Below are 13399 nucleotides of genomic sequence, written 5' to 3' on the forward strand. Positions count from 1 at the left end.
ACAGGAACCTCAGGGCCTGGCCTCGTGGTGCCGCAAACCGTGCGTGCGGCGTCGCTCCTTCATCTCGGCTTCGAAGAGGTGCGGCACTCCGCCTGCCAGCTTGTCGCGCACCACTTTCTCGCATTCACGAAAAAACGACCAGTAGTTCTCGTCGAACTCTTCGACCAACTGGAAAGTCCAGCGCCCCTCGACCACGTTCCGGCCCATCAACTCGCCCTCGACCTGATCGGCCAGGTCGTCGTTGCCGCTGGATCGCAGTAGCTCGACGACCTCGTCGAGCATCAGATCGGCATGCCCAATCAGCTGATGGAAGTCGTACAGAGCACCGCGTGCCCGTTCCACCGTTTCAAGGGCGTTCGACAGCACTCCTGCCGCCTTCACCTCGTCATCAGTGACACCTTCCGGTCGTATGTGTACGGGGATCTGTCTGTCCGAATGGGTGTCCATGAAGCGGCTGTACCCGAACGACGCGAAAATGAAAGATGAGGATTCGGTACGTCCGCACCACAGGTGATGTGTCTCACAATTCATCCTCTAGTTCGGGTAAAGAGGGTTAGTTCGCCGGGCGAAGGGTAATCCAAGGCCATGAATACTTCCGGGGTAGAGATGGCTGGCACGCACGGCCGGTACCGGTCCTTGCCTCGGTCCGCCGGAATTACGCCACATCTACCTACAGGAAGCCCCTTGATCCCTCTGTCGAGTCCGACCGAAACCGAACTAACTCACGACTCCATCGCCTCGCTCCGCGTCCGCGCGTCGTACTCTCAACTTCCCACTCTGCGCGGAATCACCCGAACGGTTGCCAACAACACCGGACTCGATGTCGACGGAACAGCCGACCTTGCTCTGGCGATGGACGAAGTCGCGAGCATCCTCATCGGCCACGCGATACCGTCCAGCGACTTGACCTGCCGATTCGACACCGTCGGCCGCACACTTCGGACCGTCGTGTCCGTGATCGCGCACTCCGAGATACCCGACAAGTCGCACAGCTTCGGATGGTTCGTTCTCGAAGCGCTGGTCGATTCCGTCCGCTTGGAACAGTCGGAAATCGACGCGGACGGTCACATCACCCTGACGATGACGCTTGAAAAGGGCTTGCCCCAGGAGCGTGCGTGACCGCTGTCCCACCGGACAAGAAGGACCAGTACGAAACAGCTGTCGAACTGTTCGTCTCGATGGCCTCGCTTCCGCCGAATGATCCCAGCCGAGAAAAGATCACCACCTCGATCATCGAACTGTGCCTACCCCTGGCCACACACGTCGCTCGCCGGTACCAGGGGCGTGGCCAGCCTTTCGAGGACTTGGAGCAAGTTGCTCGCGTCGGGCTCATACAGGCCGTGCAGCGATTCGACGTCGACAAAGGATCGGATTTCCTGTCGTTCGCCGTCCCGACCGTCATGGGTGAGGTTCGCAAGCATTTTCGCGATCACGGCTGGTCCGTGCGAGTGCCTCGTAGCCTTCAGGAACGGCACCTTGCCCTCAACCGGGCGCTCACGACTTTGTCCCAGACGCTCGGCCGTGCACCGACAGTCGCGGAACTCGCCAAGGAACTCGACATCGAACCGGACGAGGTCGAACAAGGTTTGACCGCCGGTAATTCGTACCGAACCACACCGCTCGACACCGCGTCCGCCGGCGACGGGAGTGGTCTGACTCTGATAGACACTTTGGGACAGTACGACGAAGCGATCAGTCGGATCGACAATCACGAAACCCTGCGGCCCGCGCTCCTGGCACTACCGGAGCGCGAGCGCACGATCGTCGTTCTCAGATTCTTCGGCCATCTCACCCAATCCCAGATTGCCGAAAAGGTCGGCATCTCTCAGATGCATGTATCCAGAATCCTCACTCAGTCACTGAAGCAGCTACGCACCGAGATGGGTGAAATCTTCTGAAGGTACGTCTCGAGGATCAGATGTATTCCTGTGCAAGACGTTCCAGCTCGTCTCGATCGATGAGACCGGGCTGGCCGATGTCGAGGGCCTCGAGATACTTGTTGGCGAGGCGGTAATCGTGCCCCCACCGGCCGTGCTCGCCGTCCTGCTCGGTGCGCTGCACACTGGAACCGGGCGGAACCTCGTCCCGCAAACCGTTGGTCTCCGCGCCGATCAGTGTGTCGAGCTTGGTCGAGATGGCCGTGAGTGCATCGCGGTCGTTCATCTGATTCCCTTCGTCCGGTGACGCTGATCTTCCACCATACCGAAGCGTCGAGCCAAAAACATTGCACCGCTTAATATTCGACCTCTCACCTGGACCGATTCACGCCCTCGAGCTACACTGAACGGTACCGAGGTTGAGAATACAGCCGGGGTTGAAGCCACTGGCGCTCGGTTCGCATCAAGGCTCTGGATCAGGTGAGCATTTCCTGCGCACATCTGTACTGTTCATTTCCATTGAGCTCTAAAGCTTTCCACGCCTGGACGCATTAACTTTCCGCGCCGCCAGATCGGTCGTCAGCCTTTCGATGAAAGCACACAGACCGGATCTGCCATGAATCTGAATGAACTCGACCACACACCGATCGATTCCATCGATCCCTCAACACAATTGGGGCCGATCGTGGACACGCATGGTTTCGCGGCCTGGCGGATAGCGCCCTCGACAGTCCTGATCCAGGTCGAGGTCGACCTCGACAAACTCTCCGCCCCAGCACTACGAGAACTTCTCAACTCGTACGCTGCGGAGTGGTCTCGCGTCATTCTGGACTTGTCCAACTCACTGTTCGTCGGTGCGGTCTGCCTCGAACTGTTCGCCGAGCTGAACTCCCGTTCGCGAGCCAACGACTTCCAGTGGGCCGCGATCGGGTCACACCCGCTTCGACGCTTGCTTCGCGCGGCGCGGGCGGAAGAGGAATTCCCGGTCACCAACTCTGTCGAGGGAGCAATGCGCGCGCTCGACGAAGCAGAGAAGTCACTCGAAGCCTCCTGACGCGACGGCTGCACCGGCGTCGAGCGCCGGGCGCTCGCAGCGACTAAGGTTCGTCGGGCTGTCCGACGAGCTGAGAGAGACCGAGAATGACAATCGCCAAGCGCCTCGATGCCTTGCAACAGAAGCATCCGGCCCTGGGGTTCCCGATAGCGGTCCTCTACAAGTTCCTCGACGATCAAGGTGTTTATCTAGCCGCGCTGATCGCTTACTACGGCTTCGTCTCGCTCTTTCCTCTTCTTCTGTTGCTCTCGACCATTCTCGGCTTCGTGCTGTCGGGCAACCCTGAGCTTCAGCAACAGATCTTGGACTCCGCGCTGCATCAGTTTCCGGTGATCGGTGACGACCTGGGCAATGCGCAACAGATCGGCGGCGGTGTCACGGGTCTGGTGATCGGAATCGTCGGTGGTCTCTACGGTGGCCTCGGTGTCGCTCTGGCTTGCCAGAACGCGATGAACACGGTGTGGTCGGTGCCCCGAAACATGCGACCGGATCCCATCCGCGGGCGTCTCCAAGGGCTACTACTCCTCGGCACGATCGGTCTCGCGATCTTGGGGACCACCGCTGTCTCCAACATCGGCGGTGCGCTTCATCTGGGCGGTTCGTTCAGCTTCCTGCTGACCCTTGCGGTAGTCGTCTTGAATGCGGGCATCTTCATCGTCGCTTTCCGGCTCACCTGCGCCCGCCCGCTCTCGGTAGCCGATGTGGCACCTGGAGCGATCGCCGCTGCTGTTCTCTGGCAAGCACTTCAGTCCTTCGGTGCCCTCTATGTGACCTCTGTGGTGCGGGGTGCCTCCACCACCAATGGCGTCTTTGCCATCGTTCTGGGTTTGTTGGCCTTCTTGTTCCTCGCTGCAGCCTCGATCGTCATGTGTGCGGAAATCAACGTCGTGCGAGTCGACAAACTCCATCCGCGGGCGTTGTTGGCTCCGTTCACCGACAACACCGAACTCATCGAAGGCGATCGGCGCACCTTCGCCGATCAAGCAAAAGCACAACGCGCGGTTCCCCACGAGAACATCCATGTGACGTTCGACGGGCACACCAAACCCGACGATTCGGACTGATCTCGACCCCGATCGAGTTGGGTATTTGGTCCCCTCCTCGGTATCGGGGTGGCATTCTGCGCCGCGAATCCAGATTTAACACAGGTGTTGTCATTTCGCGCTGCATCGAAGGGACGAATACATCACAGCAGGTAAACGCGCATAGTTGAACAATCACCTGCTTCCGACGTGGTCCCGGAACGGGACAAAGCCGTCAAATACTGCAACTCGCCATGCATCTAATTGGAGACAGAAAAAGAAGAGCATGGCAGGATCAGGTGTGAGACCGGACTCTCGATGGGAGGGCTCGGCTCGATGGATCCAGGAGAATTTGGTTATGGCTCAGGGCAGTGTCAAGTGGTTCAACGGTGAAAAGGGCTTCGGATTCATCGAGCAGGAAGGTGGCGGACCGGATGTGTTCGTTCACTACTCGGAGATCCAGGGCAGCGGCTACAAGTCCCTCGACGAGGGCCAGAAGGTCGAGTTCGAGATCGGACAGGGCCAGAAGGGCCCCCAGGCTCAGAATGTTCGCGCCATCTGAGTTCGATCCCAGTCTGACTTCAGACTGAAAAGGCTGGACGCTGCACCGCATGGTGCCGGCATCCAGCCTTTTCTTGGTTTCCGGGTCGTCTCGGTTCACGGGTCGGGCTTGTTCCGAATATTGGCACCGGTTACGTCGCTCGCGCCCGCTTCTTCTTGTGGGAGCTGTCGCAGAACGGCGCGATGCCGGTCCGCCCACATCGACACAATGCAACCGTAGAGCGCTTGTTCTCTATCGGAGTGCCGTCGTCACGGAGCAACTCGAAGTCACCACGCACCAGCAGCGGGCCGTCCGTGCAGGCGGTTATGGTGGTGTTGTTACCGGGAACACTCGGTGTTTCGGCAGATGACGATTCGGGAAACGCGGTCATATGTCCTCTTCAGTTCTCGATTCGGCCACTGGTGTGCCCACTTCCATGCCTGTTCCACAGGCCCGCGGCCCACTGAGCGCCACTCTCGTTTCCATTCTGCGCTCCTCGGCCGATCCGAGGGAGATCACGGCTGCCGCTGACGCGTACGAGGATGCACAGTCCACCGACCTCACCTACGACATTCTTCGTGACGACGACGCTCAGCTGACCCTGACGCTCCTCTACGAGCTTCATTTGCAGGGAATCGAGAACGTCTCGGACAAATGGGAGTGGAATCCGGACCTGCTCGCGGTGCGGTCTCGGCTCGAAGAGCGTTTCGAGTCCGCCATCGCGCAACTCGTGGGGACAGTGGAGTCGTCTGGCGACGTCGTGGCCGACCTCTGGTCGATGACCGCCCCCAGTGCAGGCCCAGGTCTTGCGTCCTTCATGGCGAAAGATGCAACGATCGATCAGTTCTCGGAGGTGCTGATTCACCGTTCGCTCAATCAGCTCCGCGAGGCGGATGTGCACACCCTCGGAATTTCGCGCCTCTCCGGTGCCGTCAAGGCCGCCCTCGTCGAAGTGCAGAGCGACGAGTACGGAGGCGGCCGCGCAGAGCGAATGCATTCGCGTCTTTTTGCCGACACCATGCGGGCTGTGGGTCTTTCGGACCGCTACGGCCACTACATCGATTCTGTTCCCGCGGTAACATTGGCGTCGTTGAATGCTCTCTCGCTCTTCGGTTTTCATCGCCGCCATCTCGGAACGCTGGTCGGGCACCTGTGCGCTGTCGAGACCACGTCTGCGCTGCCGAGCAAACGATACAGCGCAGGACTGCGCCGACTCGGATTCGGTTCGGGCGCGACACTGTTCTACGACGAGCACGTGGAAGCGGATTCCGTTCACGAACAGATCGCCGTTCGGGAACTTGCCGGCGGTCTCGCTTCTTCGCAGCCGCACCGCACTGATGACATCTTGTTCGGCGCCGCAGCGTGCCTGGCGTTCGACGATCTTCTCGGCGATCACCTCACATCGAGTTGGGAGAAGGGCAAGACTTCGTTGCGCGAATGATCACGAGTTGTTCGATTTCCTGACCGGTGGTGATCAACCCTCGTGCCTCGAGCATGGTGCGCCTCTCGCGCATCACGGGCCCGAAGGGAACGTACTTCCGGGCTGAAATCTCTACGGCCATACCGTGTTCTTCGAGTATCGCCTCGGTCTTGTCGACCCCACACAGCACCGATTGCAAGAGAAGCAGTGTGCCGCCCGGGACGAGCACCTCGTGCACGGTGGCTGCGATCCTGTCGATGAGGGCGCGTCCGTCCTTTCCTGCGTCCCAAGCACGTTCGATTCCAGCGGTAGGGAGATCATCTGCAAGAGCAGGGACGTACGGCGGGTTGGAGATCACCAGATCGAAGAGTTCGCCGTGCACCGCCTCGGTGAGGTCGCCACGACGGGAGTCGATCGAGGTTCCGTTGAGGATCCCGTTGAGACGAGCATTGGCACACGCGCGGCGAGATATGTCGACCGCGACGACGTGGCCTGCGCCTGCCGCGGATGCCGCGACAGCGAGGGCGCCGGTCCCCGTGCACAGATCCAGCACCCGACTGCGAGCGGTGAGGCGCTCGAACAGCAGCGCATCCGCCAGTAACGACGTGTCGTGTTGCGGTGGATACACACCAGGTAAACGCAGGATCATCATCGGCTCCTCTTTTTCAGGCGACATCGCACATCGCTGCGTGCGGCTACCCAAGAACCTCGGATTTCATGCAACATCGAAGCAAAGACCGCCTGGAACGGTTACATCGCCGCACTTTGCGGAGTAGACCTGAATCATGACAGGCAATGCGGACACCCCACAGGGAGCCGCGGCGTTTGCTTCCGCAGCAGATTCGCTCGACACCCTCGCCGAAGCGATTGCCGGACTCCGGTCCACTCTGAACACGGACGCGCATCTCGACTCCATGCTCCAACGTCTGGCCGAGACGGCGGTCAAAGCGCTGCCGGATGCCGATGCTGTCAGCGTGACGGTGCTGTCCGCCGATGGCCCACGAACTGCTGCATCTACCGCGGACTACCTTTCCGCGATAGACGATGCCCAGCATTCCGCCGATCGTGGTCCGTGCGTTGACGCCGCGCGCACCATGTCGTCGGTTCGGTCGAAGGTGGGTGATCACGACGACAAATGGCCGGAATTCACCGCCGAGGCCCGGAAACAAGGTGTCCGGTCCTACTTGTCCGTGCCGCTCACCATGGGCGAAGGAAGCACCGAACTTCTCGGCGCGTTCAACGTCTACGGATTCGCCTCGACAGAGTTCAAGCCCTTCGACGAAGAGTTGATGAAATTGTTCACCGCCGGTGCGGGCGCGGCGATCGCAGATTCACGACGCTGGCGTCAGGCACACGAGCACATCGAACAGTTGCACTGCGCCATGGAATCTCGTGCCGAGATCGAACAAGCCAAGGGCGTGCTGATCGCCATCCACGGCATCGACGCCGAAGAAGCATTCAGCCGACTCGTTCAGCAATCGCAGCACACCAACGTGAAACTGCACGAGGTGGCCCGGATGCTCGTCGATTCGGTGCGCCACCGCCGGTTCTGAAGATTCTTCGGTGCAAAACCCCGTTTTGCACCCGAAAGCACAGTCGCAAAACCCCGTCTTGTACCCCGCCGGCACATCTCTCAAACGTATCCAGAGATGTTTCACCGAAACAGTTTTCGACCTGCACGGCTGCTGGCGGTCGCGCGGCGGCACCCGTCCGAAATGTGGTTATCTGTTGAGAACCGGGACGAAAGAAGACCCGACCGTACCAGGGTGAGGAAAGGATCGTCACTGTGCCAATCGACCAGGTTCTTGTCGTAGTTCCCGCCCACAACGAAGCCGAAGACCTCCCCAATTGCCTTCGTGCACTCGCAACAGCGGCGTCGGCTTGCGTTGTCCCCGTCCGAGTGGTTGCCGTCCTCGACAACTGTTCGGACGGAACCGCGGGGGTCATCCCCGACGGGGTGGAAGTACTCCGCGTCGAGCATCAGAACGTCGGCCGTTCGCGAGCGACGGGTTTCTCTGCGTTCGGCTCGGATTTGGGGGCCTCAGCGTGGTTCGCCACGACCGATGCCGATTCGGTGGTCGGCCCCACCTGGATTGCGCGCCAATTGGAGTATGCGCGTACTGCGGACGTCGTCGCGGGCACCGTTCGCATCGCAGACTGGGAAGGCCATCCGCACTCCGTTCGCGAACGGTACGAACGTATGTACCACGCACATCCCTATGGTCGACACGGTCACGTCCACGGTGCCAACCTCGGTGTCCGCGCCGATATGTACTGGGACGTCGGAGGATTCTGCGATCTCGAAGAAGACGAGGATGTCGATCTCGTCCGGCGGTTGAGCGAGGCCGGTGCCTGTATCGCGTGGGCAGAGGACATTGCGGTCACCACGTCTGCGCGTCTCGACGGCCGAACTCCGGGCGGCTTTGCCGGACATATCCGTAACCTGGGTGGTACGACCGCCGATAACGAAGAAGCGGAGCTGGCACGATGAAACGACTACACACACTCCTGGACGCAGGTGGACTGTACTTGCCGCTGCCCGGCGGCGGCGCGACGGCCGCACGGTGGACCTCCCTGGCAGAGCTCACACGGGAGAATGTGGTTCTCGGCCGGATGGCTGAGGCTCACACCGATGCCGTCGCGATACTCACCGAACTCGACGGACCGGATCCCGAACCCGGGCAGCTGTGGGGAGTGTGGGCGGCCGAGCCACCCCAACCTGTGGTGAATGCGTCTGAGCACGTGGGGATCTGGACGCTCACCGGTCGCAAGTTGTGGTGTTCCGGCGCCAACACCTGCACGCATGCACTGATCACCGCCTTGGTCGACGGTGTCCCCTCCCTCTTCGCGGTCGAGCTCGGACTACCTGGGGTGCATCCCGTTCCCGATTCGTGGAAGGCCGTCGGTATGGCCGAAAGCGACTCCAGCGCGGTCGACTTCGACATGGTTCCGGCCATACCGGTCGGGACGGCAGGCGACTACCTGAGCCGCCCGGGGTTCTGGCACGGCGCGATCGGCGTGGCTGCATGCTGGTACGGCGGCGCCTGCGGCGTCGCTGATCCGTTGTACGACAAGGCTGCAAGCAGCGAAGACCCCTACGTACTCGCACACCTCGGTGCGGTCGATGCAGCGCTCGCCGCAGCGCGCAACGCGCTCGCAGTCGCGGCGGCCGAGATCGATGCGGATCCCTTCGACGAAAATGCTGAGGCCATGCAGCGGGCACTCCGTGTGCGCGCAATTGTCGAGCGCGCCGCTACCGAGACCCTGGATCGGGTGGGACGCGCTCTCGGCGCCGCACCGCTCTGCATGGACGCCGCGCACGCGGCACGGGTAGCCGATCTCACCGTCTACTTGCGGCAGAGTCACGCCGAGAAGGATCTCGCCGAGCTGGGCCGGATTGCAGCCAAGGGGAAACGGCCGTGGTGAACTCGAAACTGTTCGCGCAGAAACCTGTCGACGACGGCGGTACTCCCGAATCGACATGGCGGGAGTGGGGAAGAAGTTTTCCGGAACTGGATCTCACCGGATGCTCACGATTGATCATCGTCGCTCCCCATCCCGACGACGAAATACTCGGTCTGGGCGGAACCGCTCTTCTGGCAATACTTTCCGGCATCAGTGTTCAGGTCGTATCTGTCACCGACGGCGGAGCTTCGCATCCCGATTCACCGACCGTGACTCAGCCCGAGATGGAACGCCGTCGACGGTCCGAGTCGGATCGGGCAGCGCGTGTCCTCGGAATTCCCACACCGGTTCGATTGAGCATCCCGGACGGAAAGATCGGCGAGAACCGACAGGAGTTGACCGACCGCCTCAGCTCGATTCTCGGTGATTCCTCGGCGGATACCTGGTGCGCCTCCACGTGGCGCGGGGACGGCCACCCGGACCACGAAGCCACCGGAGACGCGGCGGCGAGGGCGTGCGCGGACACTGGATCGCGCTTGATCGAGTATCCCATCTGGGCGTGGCATTGGGCCGCGCCGGATCATGCGGCAGTCCCATGGGAAAGAGCACGAAAGGTGACCTTGCCCTCCGACGTTCAGGCTGCGAAATCTGCTGCCACCAATGAGTTCACTTCACAGATCGCTCCGCTTTCCGATCATCCCGCGGATGCACCCATCCTCCCCCGCCACGCGATGGAACGACTACTGAGGCCGTACGAGACGGTGTTCGTATGAGCGATCGTGAACTCCCCGCGGATTACTTCGCCAAGATGTATGCCGCACAGTCCGACCCATGGGATTTCGAATCCCGCTGGTACGAGCAGCGGAAGTACGCACTCAGTGTCGCTATGCTCCCGAAACCTCGATACCGTCGCGCATTCGAACCGGGGTGCTCGATCGGGATTCTCACCGAGAAGTTGTCCGAGCGCTGCGACAGCGTTCTCGCCACCGACATCGTCCCGACCGCACTCGAGAGCGCTCGAGCGAGGCTTACCGGACATGACTCCGAATTTCGGCTCTGGGCGTTGGGTGACGACTGGTCCGACGAAACCTTCGACCTCGTCGTCATCAGCGAAGTCGGCTACTACCTGACCTTCGAAAAGCTCATCGAGGCAATGCTGCAGGTCGTCGAGCATCTCGAGCCTGGCGGAACGCTGCTGTGCGCCCATTGGCGTCATGTCGTGCCGGAGTATCCGCAAAACGGTGACGCTGTTCATTCGGCTGTGCGCCAGACGCCCGGGTTGGCGCAGTTCGCGTCGTACCAGGACGAGGACGTGCTGATCGATGTCTTCGTGAAGGGTCCGCCGTCACCACCGTCGGTAGCTCGTTCCGAAGGTCTGATCTAGTAGACCTGTGCGCGGTTGAGGAGTGTGGGGACTCCTCGACCGCGCACGGGGGTCAGTCTCGCTGCTCCAACGCGAGGTCCGTATCCGACTGCAGTTCACCGACTTCGGACTTCAGGATCCGCATCGACCTGCCGAGGCCCCGGGCCGCGTCGGGCAGCTTCTTCGAACCGAACAGCACCACGAGCACTACTGCGACGATCGCCCAGTGAGTCGGGCTGAGCGCGCCCATCAGGCGGGTTCCTTGCCGTCGGGGTACACCGCATCGACCTCTACCTCGACGAGCCAACCGGCAACGGGCAGTCCGGCAACCTCGAGGGCGAAGCGGGTGGGCCGGGCGCTGTTTCGCTCGATCGGAGCGATCGGCTCGGCCGTGCCCATCGGCACCAACTCGGTGTCACCCGTGTCGAGATTGGTGTTGGCGAAGAACTGCCGGTACGCGCGATTCCATCCGGTGTAGTCGGCCTTGTCCGATCCCGGCGCGTTGTCGAGGAAGACGCGCATCGTCACGACGTCTTCGAGACTCAATCCCTGTGCTTCGAGGTTGTCGCGGATCTTCTTGAGTACGTTGATGCCCTGCGCCTCGGTGACGGTGACACCGGCCGGCAGAACACCGCCGGAGAACTGACCGTCGATGTACGACTCCGGCGAACCTTCCGGCGCCGCCTTGTTTCCTGCCGACGGGCCGATGCCGCTGGTCTTGTAGATTGCGGTGTCGCCGCCGATCGCGACGCCCTGAGCGATCATCGGGTTTGCCTGCCCCGCTTCGAGAATCGATTTCGAGACGAACGAACTCGATGTGGTCTCGGCGTCCGCCTCGTCAGACGAGCAGGCAGTGGCGAAGCCCAGTAGCGTGGTGGCGGCGAATGCCGCTGCAAGGACCTTGGTGCTGCGAGATTTCATGATGTGACCTCCAGAGAAAGTGATGGAAAACGAAGCACGTCAAGCAGTTTGCGCAACACGCTGATGCAGGTGGGTCACGACGTCCTGCGCGGACGTGAAGGCCCCGTGCTGCCAGGCGATGGCGTTGGAGAGGTGATCGCCGGCGAAGTAGATCCGGTCGACGGGTTCGAGCAGCTTGGTGTACTCGGGAGTTGCCATGCCGCCGTGGGAATCTCCCGCGCCGGCCCATGATGCCCAGGCGGATTCCGAATACTTGGTGCGACGCCAGCTTCCGGAGAAGGACGACGAGATGTCGCGAGTGTATTTGTCGCCGTGGATTTCTGCGCCTTCGGCGATGGCCTTGGCCAGCCGCTGACGGTGGGTGAGCGATTCGAAAGCCTGTTGACGCTTACCCGAGCTGTAGTACGCGACGACGACGCCGCGGTCGGAGTTGTAGTGGTCGTAGGGGAACATGATCTGGGAGATGTCGCGGTCGGTGTTGGACGCGCCGCCGTAGATGCGGTCCTCGGTCTCCCACCACCGACGCGAGTATTCGATACCGAGCTTGCCCGACGACGACGGCTTGGCTGCATCCAACGCGAGCAGGATGTCGGAGGGCAGGTTGTTGTTCAGCCGCTTGATCAGGTGCGGTGGGATCGTGCAGATTGCGTAGTCGGCGGTGATCGACTTGGATTTGCCGTCGACGACGTAGTCGACGGTGACGCCTTCCGGCACGTTCTTCATGCCGCTGACCTCGGCGCCGAACTCGATGTTGTCCATCCCGATCGCGTCCTGGAACTTGTAGTAGATCCGGTCCATGCCACCGACGGGGGTCATCATCGTCATGGCCTGGTCGTAACCGAACTCGAAGGAGAATGCACGCCCGATGCCGCCCTGGATGACATCGCTCATCCCGAATGGTTCGATCTCGGTTCCGAAGTTGAGGCCGGCGCCCGGCTCCGCGGAGTGCCCTCGACGCGAGGATCCGACGTAGCGGCCGTCGCTGGAGAGATCACCGAAGTCGGTGAGGAAGGACGAGAGTGCTTCTTTGTCTTCCTTGCTCAAGACCTGGTCGAGAGCGCCCTGATTGGTGGCCTTCTGCAGCAGCTCGGACATGTATCCGTAGGTGTCGGCTTTGGCTGCTCGGTAGGTGATCGACTGATTCGCCAGCGGCTTGTTGCCGGTGTAGTTGACGAAGGTGTTCGCGTTCTGGTTTCCGAACATCTGCAGTTCGACGCCCAGTTCGCGGCAGTAGTCGATGGTGTTGTGATTTTGCGGAATACGCGTCGCACCGAGGTTGTAGAAGTGGCCTTCCGAGAACGTACAGGTCTGTGTCTCGCCGTTCAGGTCGGTTTCTTCGGTGCCGTTGCGGATCGACCACACCCGACCACCCGGGCGGTTGCGTGCTTCGAGGACGGTGACCTTGTATCCGGCCTTCTGCAGTTCGTAGGCGGAGCACAGACCGGACGGTCCGCCGCCGAGGATCACGACGGAGTGATTTCCCTTGACCTTTCCGATCAGGTCACCCGCTGCAGGTGCCTGAAACCGCCTCGGCGTCGACGCCACTGCCGGCGCCAGGCCGATGGACGACATAGCACCGAGCGCCAGGCCCGCGCCGCCGGTGATTCCCAGGCTGCGCATGAAAGATCTACGTGTGTATGGCATTCGAGCTCCCCAGTGTGCTCCCGGTGACCCGGGTGGTTGGTGTTGAACACAGACTTCAGGAGCGTTGGGTCCGGAACTTGACGCACAGGAAACAGTCAGTGGGGACCGAGTGAGAAACCTGCGAGCATCAGCATCGGGCTCTCTCACCCGAG

General features: G+C 61.4%; 18 protein-coding genes. 11 read left to right on the forward strand and 7 right to left on the reverse strand.

Annotated elements, in window-relative coordinates:
• Positions 1-9 precede the first annotated feature (9 nt).
• A complete protein-coding gene (locus AC1Q6C_RS19280; RefSeq protein ID WP_039972685.1) occupies positions 10-447 on the reverse strand; it encodes a hypothetical protein in 438 nt (145 codons plus the stop codon).
• 237 nt (positions 448-684) lie between these two features.
• Here AC1Q6C_RS19280 and AC1Q6C_RS19285 point away from each other — a divergent pair, with 237 nt between their 5' ends.
• Complete coding sequence (locus tag AC1Q6C_RS19285) at positions 685-1119, forward strand: ATP-binding protein (RefSeq protein ID WP_003943620.1); 435 nt, start codon at positions 685-687, stop codon at positions 1117-1119.
• Positions 1116-1898 carry a SigB/SigF/SigG family RNA polymerase sigma factor gene (locus tag AC1Q6C_RS19290; protein ID WP_003943639.1) on the forward strand — a complete coding sequence of 261 codons (783 nt, stop codon included), beginning with the start codon at positions 1116-1118 and terminating at the stop codon, positions 1896-1898. The genes AC1Q6C_RS19285 and AC1Q6C_RS19290 overlap by 4 nt, the downstream gene beginning before the upstream one ends.
• A 16-nt stretch (positions 1899-1914) precedes the next feature.
• Here the strand turns inward: AC1Q6C_RS19290 and AC1Q6C_RS19295 are convergent, their stop codons facing one another.
• Positions 1915-2163 (reverse strand): hypothetical protein, encoded by a 249-nt coding sequence (locus AC1Q6C_RS19295; RefSeq protein ID WP_003943680.1) that lies wholly within the window; start codon positions 2161-2163, stop codon positions 1915-1917.
• 330 nt (positions 2164-2493) lie between these two features.
• Between AC1Q6C_RS19295 and AC1Q6C_RS19300 the strand changes: the two genes are divergently transcribed.
• From AC1Q6C_RS19300 to AC1Q6C_RS19310, 3 genes are all read left to right on the forward strand, one after another.
• Positions 2494-2931 (forward strand): STAS domain-containing protein, encoded by a 438-nt coding sequence (locus AC1Q6C_RS19300; RefSeq protein ID WP_230359576.1) that lies wholly within the window; start codon positions 2494-2496, stop codon positions 2929-2931.
• An 86-nt stretch (positions 2932-3017) separates the two neighbouring features.
• Positions 3018-3995 (forward strand): YihY/virulence factor BrkB family protein, encoded by a 978-nt coding sequence (locus AC1Q6C_RS19305; RefSeq protein ID WP_003943713.1) that lies wholly within the window; start codon positions 3018-3020, stop codon positions 3993-3995.
• Between the two features lie 316 nt (positions 3996-4311).
• Complete coding sequence (locus tag AC1Q6C_RS19310) at positions 4312-4515, forward strand: cold-shock protein (RefSeq protein WP_003943666.1); 204 nt, start codon at positions 4312-4314, stop codon at positions 4513-4515.
• 130 nt (positions 4516-4645) lie between these two features.
• Here the strand turns inward: AC1Q6C_RS19310 and AC1Q6C_RS19315 are convergent, their stop codons facing one another.
• Positions 4646-4885: a CDGSH iron-sulfur domain-containing protein gene (locus tag AC1Q6C_RS19315; protein WP_003943717.1), complete on the reverse strand. Its 240-nt coding sequence runs from the start codon at positions 4883-4885 to the stop codon at positions 4646-4648.
• On the opposite strand from AC1Q6C_RS19315, the gene AC1Q6C_RS19320 reads away from it, so the two are divergent.
• Positions 4886-5935, forward strand: a complete 1050-nt coding sequence (locus tag AC1Q6C_RS19320; RefSeq protein ID WP_058038939.1) for an iron-containing redox enzyme family protein — start codon at positions 4886-4888, stop codon at positions 5933-5935. It abuts the gene before it with no gap.
• On the opposite strand, the gene AC1Q6C_RS19325 is transcribed toward AC1Q6C_RS19320, so the two are convergent.
• Entirely contained in the window at positions 5892-6590 is a 699-nt protein-coding gene (locus tag AC1Q6C_RS19325; RefSeq protein ID WP_037131016.1) for a HemK2/MTQ2 family protein methyltransferase, read from the reverse strand. The two genes, AC1Q6C_RS19320 and AC1Q6C_RS19325, sit on opposite strands and share 44 nt — an antisense overlap.
• Before the next feature lie 109 nt (positions 6591-6699).
• Between AC1Q6C_RS19325 and AC1Q6C_RS19330 the strand changes: the two genes are divergently transcribed.
• From AC1Q6C_RS19330 to AC1Q6C_RS19350, 5 genes are all read left to right on the forward strand, one after another.
• Positions 6700-7467 carry a GAF and ANTAR domain-containing protein gene (locus AC1Q6C_RS19330; protein ID WP_054826874.1) on the forward strand — a complete coding sequence of 256 codons (768 nt, stop codon included), beginning with the start codon at positions 6700-6702 and terminating at the stop codon, positions 7465-7467.
• 233 nt (positions 7468-7700) lie between these two features.
• The gene (locus tag AC1Q6C_RS19335) at positions 7701-8405 is read left to right on the forward strand and encodes a glycosyltransferase family 2 protein (RefSeq protein ID WP_042452319.1); all 705 of its coding nucleotides are present in this window, start codon (positions 7701-7703) and stop codon (positions 8403-8405) included.
• Positions 8402-9340 (forward strand): acyl-CoA dehydrogenase family protein, encoded by a 939-nt coding sequence (locus AC1Q6C_RS19340; protein ID WP_007726542.1) that lies wholly within the window; start codon positions 8402-8404, stop codon positions 9338-9340. The genes AC1Q6C_RS19335 and AC1Q6C_RS19340 overlap by 4 nt, the downstream gene beginning before the upstream one ends.
• The gene (locus tag AC1Q6C_RS19345) at positions 9334-10092 is read left to right on the forward strand and encodes a PIG-L deacetylase family protein (RefSeq protein WP_003943643.1); all 759 of its coding nucleotides are present in this window, start codon (positions 9334-9336) and stop codon (positions 10090-10092) included. The genes AC1Q6C_RS19340 and AC1Q6C_RS19345 overlap by 7 nt, the downstream gene beginning before the upstream one ends.
• A complete protein-coding gene (locus AC1Q6C_RS19350) occupies positions 10089-10703 on the forward strand; it encodes a class I SAM-dependent DNA methyltransferase (RefSeq protein WP_058227582.1) in 615 nt (204 codons plus the stop codon). Before AC1Q6C_RS19345 ends, AC1Q6C_RS19350 begins: the two co-directional genes overlap by 4 nt.
• 52 nt (positions 10704-10755) lie before the next feature.
• Here the strand turns inward: AC1Q6C_RS19350 and tatA are convergent, their stop codons facing one another.
• From tatA to AC1Q6C_RS19365, 3 genes are read right to left on the reverse strand one after another with little or no spacing between them, the layout of a single operon-like run.
• Complete coding sequence (gene tatA, locus AC1Q6C_RS19355; protein WP_003943732.1) at positions 10756-10932, reverse strand: Sec-independent protein translocase subunit TatA; 177 nt, start codon at positions 10930-10932, stop codon at positions 10756-10758.
• Positions 10932-11603, reverse strand: a complete 672-nt coding sequence (locus AC1Q6C_RS19360; RefSeq protein WP_003943640.1) for a Rid family hydrolase — start codon at positions 11601-11603, stop codon at positions 10932-10934. Before AC1Q6C_RS19360 ends, tatA begins: the two co-directional genes overlap by 1 nt.
• A gap of 39 nt (positions 11604-11642) precedes the next feature.
• Positions 11643-13223, reverse strand: a complete 1581-nt coding sequence (locus AC1Q6C_RS19365; protein ID WP_003943721.1) for a flavin monoamine oxidase family protein — start codon at positions 13221-13223, stop codon at positions 11643-11645.
• Positions 13224-13399 lie beyond the last annotated feature (176 nt).

The organism is Rhodococcus sp. MT28 (assembly GCF_058792695.1).